We start from the raw sequence: 2,944 nt of genomic DNA, 5'->3' as shown, positions 1-2,944 counted from the left end.
TATCAAGGGAAACGGCAGGCCATACCCGGAAAAGCTCCGATGCCTCAATGATCCGTCCTCCACCATCACGTGGAACCGCAGAAAGTTTTCCTTTTTTTATGGCTCTTGTTATAGTTGGGATGCTTTTTCCCACTCTCTTTGCTGCCTGTGATGCGGATAACTCCATGCCGTAAACCAGCCCCCTTTCATGCTGTAACTTATCTAGTTTTTGAAAGGGTAACGCACTTACATCAGGCTATAAAGCCTTTGCTCAAGAAAGCTGGTACCCAACTTCTTTCTGATGACGCACGGCAACGACCAACGCCACGTCCTTCTCCAAGCGGTATAGTGCGACATAGCCACTGGCGCCGAAGCTGATCGGCCATTCCTGAAACTCAGGGTCCATATCATCGACGGGACGCCCAACATCCGGGTGATCCGCAACGATCTTCATCCCGTCACGGATCGCACTTGCCGCACGTCTGGCAGCATCAGGGTTCTTCTCAGCAAGAAAACGGTAGAGGCGCTGCACATCTTCAAGCGCCTCGGGCGACCAGATCAGTTGTGGCACTCAGGCGGCTCCTGATCGTCGCCAGCGGCGAGCTGGGCCAGCCAAGCGTCCGCCTCGGCATGTGTCACGTGCAGCCCGGTCTCCTGATAAGCGTCCCAGGCGCGGATACCGTCCTGGCGGAACGCTTCGCGCTTTTCTTCACGCTCGACGTATTGGGCAATCGCCTCTCGCATCATCCAATGCGGGGATCTATCCCGCGCTTCAGCAAGAACTTTCATGCGGCTGTGGACGTCTTCGTCCAGTTTGACAGCAACAGGGGTTGGCATAGCTTTTCCTCCATAGGTATTACCTTATATTACCTATGGAGGAAAAGCATTACCAGAGCTTATCTGGTCAGGTTTTAAACACCGCGCTTGGCCATGCGCTTCAGCTCGTCGGAAATCTTGAGCTCCAATGAGCTGCGCCGCCCATCAGCCATCAGCGCAACCTCGTCCGCAAAGTCGAGCACCATCCCGGCCAGGTGCCGGATCTCGGCGTGGTTCGTTTCGTTGAACGGGAGGGATTGTCCCCGGTTCTTGGCGTCGTTCATCCGTTTTGCGATCTGAGAAACGTTGTTGCCCACCTTGTTGAGCGCACCCTTCATGGCCAGCAAGGCCTCTGCCAGTTCGGCATCTGGCGCGGCCATGCCGCCCACATTCCGGATGACGTTGCGCAAGGCTTCGCTCCGGTTCCGAACACCGGCTTCTTTCAGCTTTTCATCGAACAGCGCCAGGTCCGCAGGCGACACGCGGCAGACCACCGTTTCGGTCCTGCTGCCCCGCTCGATCTGTATCTCTCGCATTAACTGTGCACAGCGATAGACCGTGCGCACGGTGACGCCATACTCCCGCGCCAGAACATCCGGGCGGACGCCTTCGCGCATTTTCTTGGCGATGGATTGGCGGGTTGTGTGATCTAGTCTGCGGGTCATTTGTCACGAATGTAATACGTTGCTATTTCCAGCCACCCTCACACAACCGAAATCAAGCTTTCTAAGGCCTAACCTATCAAACAGGCCTAAAGCCGCCTGAGGGCGCTGTAAGCGGTTCTGAGGAGCGCACAGAACGCATGGTTAACCCGGGATTAACCGCGATGCGGCAGTCTGCTGGGGTTTTGCAAAACAAGCTTGGGGATCACCATGTACGAATTTCGCGGCGCAACGCTGCAGGACGCCGTTCACCAGGCACTCCGGTATCCAGCATTGTCGACAAAGAAGTTGGCCAAGGTGGCGGCGAAATTCGACTTCACCGCCTGTATGCGTATGGGAAGTGTTCTGTTTGTCGGTGAAGGTAATCTGAGCTTTGCTCTGACGATGTCGCGCAAGCCGCGCGTCCCCGCGTCCTCGATCCTGGCGACGGTGTATGAGGCAGAGGAAGACCTAGCGGACACCACCTACGACAATGCGCGCAAGCTTCTGAAACTCGGATGCAGCGTCAAAACCAGCGTGGATGCCACACGGCTCTCCGACACCATCGGGAAACGCCAGTTCCGAACAATCATCTTCCAGTTTCCCAACGTGGCCTCCCGTGATCCAAGCTACGGACAAAATCCAAATCATGTTCTGGTGACGAGGTTTCTCAAGAATGCCCGTAATCACCTAAAACCCGGTGGCGTGGTCGTCATCTCAACCGTTGACAGCCCGTTCTATGAGGGTGCGTTCAAAATGGATGAGGCGGCGCGGAAGGCAGGCTTTGCCGCTCCGACGATCTACACTTTCGACCCCAAAGATTACCCAGGATATACCCACCAGAACACGGCCAACGAGGAGTCCGCCGCCGATGGCCACACCGCCTTCGCAACTTTCGTTTTTTCCGGATGAGTGGCCGGACGGGCTAACTTACCTGGAAAATTACGTCCGGGAGGATGAAGCCGACAGGCTCGTCCAGGAGATCGACGCGGCCACCTGGCGCACCAATCTGAAACGGCGGGTCCAGCATTACGGCTATCGCTACGACTACAAAGCGCGACAAGCCCGGCAAGAAGACTACCTTGGGCCGCTGCCTGAGTTGTTTCAGGGGCTGGCGAAACGGTTAACCGCTGAAGGTCACTTCCAAGTCGTTCCTGACCAAGTCATCGTCAACGAATATCAGCCCGGACAGGGCATCTCGGCCCATATCGACTGCCAACCCTGCTTTGGAGAGACAATCGCTTCTGTGAGCCTTCTCTCGGCCTGTGTGATGCGGTTTGCCTCCCAGACTCATTCTCAGCAAACAGAGCTACATCTCCAACCCGCGAGTCTGTTGGTTTTGGAAGGAGATGCCCGCCATCTGTGGACCCATGCCATCCCACCTAGGAAAACGGATGTCTTTGAGGGACATAAACATATCCGTTCACGTCGCATTTCACTGACATTTCGAACGATGAAGTTCGAAAACCCCTAGTGTTAATAGTGTTACCTACGGAGTAGTGTTACGG

General features: G+C 55.7%; 5 protein-coding genes. 2 read left to right on the top strand and 3 right to left on the bottom strand.

Translation table 11 applies throughout. The features are described from left to right. Positions 1-250 precede the first annotated feature (250 nt). The 3 genes from H9Q16_RS20475 to H9Q16_RS20465 all read right to left on the bottom strand — a co-directional run bounded on the left by H9Q16_RS20475 (position 251) and on the right by H9Q16_RS20465 (position 1,460). On the bottom strand, positions 251-550 hold the full coding sequence (locus H9Q16_RS20475) for a type II toxin-antitoxin system RelE/ParE family toxin (protein WP_191077338.1): 300 nt from the start codon (positions 548-550) through the stop codon (positions 251-253). Continuing rightward, positions 538-816, bottom strand: a complete 279-nt coding sequence (locus H9Q16_RS20470) for a CopG family ribbon-helix-helix protein (RefSeq protein WP_191077337.1) — start codon at positions 814-816, stop codon at positions 538-540. The genes H9Q16_RS20475 and H9Q16_RS20470 overlap by 13 nt, the downstream gene beginning before the upstream one ends. 74 nt (positions 817-890) lie before the next feature. Continuing rightward, on the bottom strand, positions 891-1,460 hold the full coding sequence (locus H9Q16_RS20465) for a hypothetical protein (protein ID WP_191077336.1): 570 nt from the start codon (positions 1,458-1,460) through the stop codon (positions 891-893). Positions 1,461-1,667: 207 nt separating this feature from the next. Between H9Q16_RS20465 and H9Q16_RS20460 the strand changes: the two genes are divergently transcribed. Both H9Q16_RS20460 and H9Q16_RS20455 read left to right on the top strand, forming a co-directional pair. Next, on the top strand, positions 1,668-2,348 hold the full coding sequence (locus H9Q16_RS20460) for a Rossmann-like fold-containing protein (protein WP_191077335.1): 681 nt from the start codon (positions 1,668-1,670) through the stop codon (positions 2,346-2,348). Then, positions 2,308-2,910 (top strand): alpha-ketoglutarate-dependent dioxygenase AlkB, encoded by a 603-nt coding sequence (locus tag H9Q16_RS20455; RefSeq protein ID WP_191077334.1) that lies wholly within the window; start codon positions 2,308-2,310, stop codon positions 2,908-2,910. The genes H9Q16_RS20460 and H9Q16_RS20455 overlap by 41 nt, the downstream gene beginning before the upstream one ends. The last annotated feature ends 34 nt before the right edge of the window (positions 2,911-2,944 follow it).

This window comes from Sulfitobacter aestuariivivens (assembly GCF_014763045.1).
Taxonomy (GTDB): domain Bacteria; phylum Pseudomonadota; class Alphaproteobacteria; order Rhodobacterales; family Rhodobacteraceae; genus Sulfitobacter; species Sulfitobacter aestuariivivens.
This window is presented reverse-complemented; position numbering and strand designations above follow the sequence as displayed.

Excerpts from the sequence above, each read along its gene's own strand:
- H9Q16_RS20470 (WP_191077337.1), bottom strand. The coding sequence starts at position 816 with ATGCCAACCCCTGTTGCTGTCAAACTGGACGAAGACGTCCACAGCCGC.
- H9Q16_RS20465 (WP_191077336.1), bottom strand. The coding sequence starts at position 1,460 with ATGACCCGCAGACTAGATCACACAACCCGCCAATCCATCGCCAAGAAA.
- H9Q16_RS20460 (WP_191077335.1), top strand. The coding sequence starts at position 1,668 with ATGTACGAATTTCGCGGCGCAACGCTGCAGGACGCCGTTCACCAGGCA.
- H9Q16_RS20455 (WP_191077334.1), top strand. The coding sequence starts at position 2,308 with ATGGCCACACCGCCTTCGCAACTTTCGTTTTTTCCGGATGAGTGGCCG.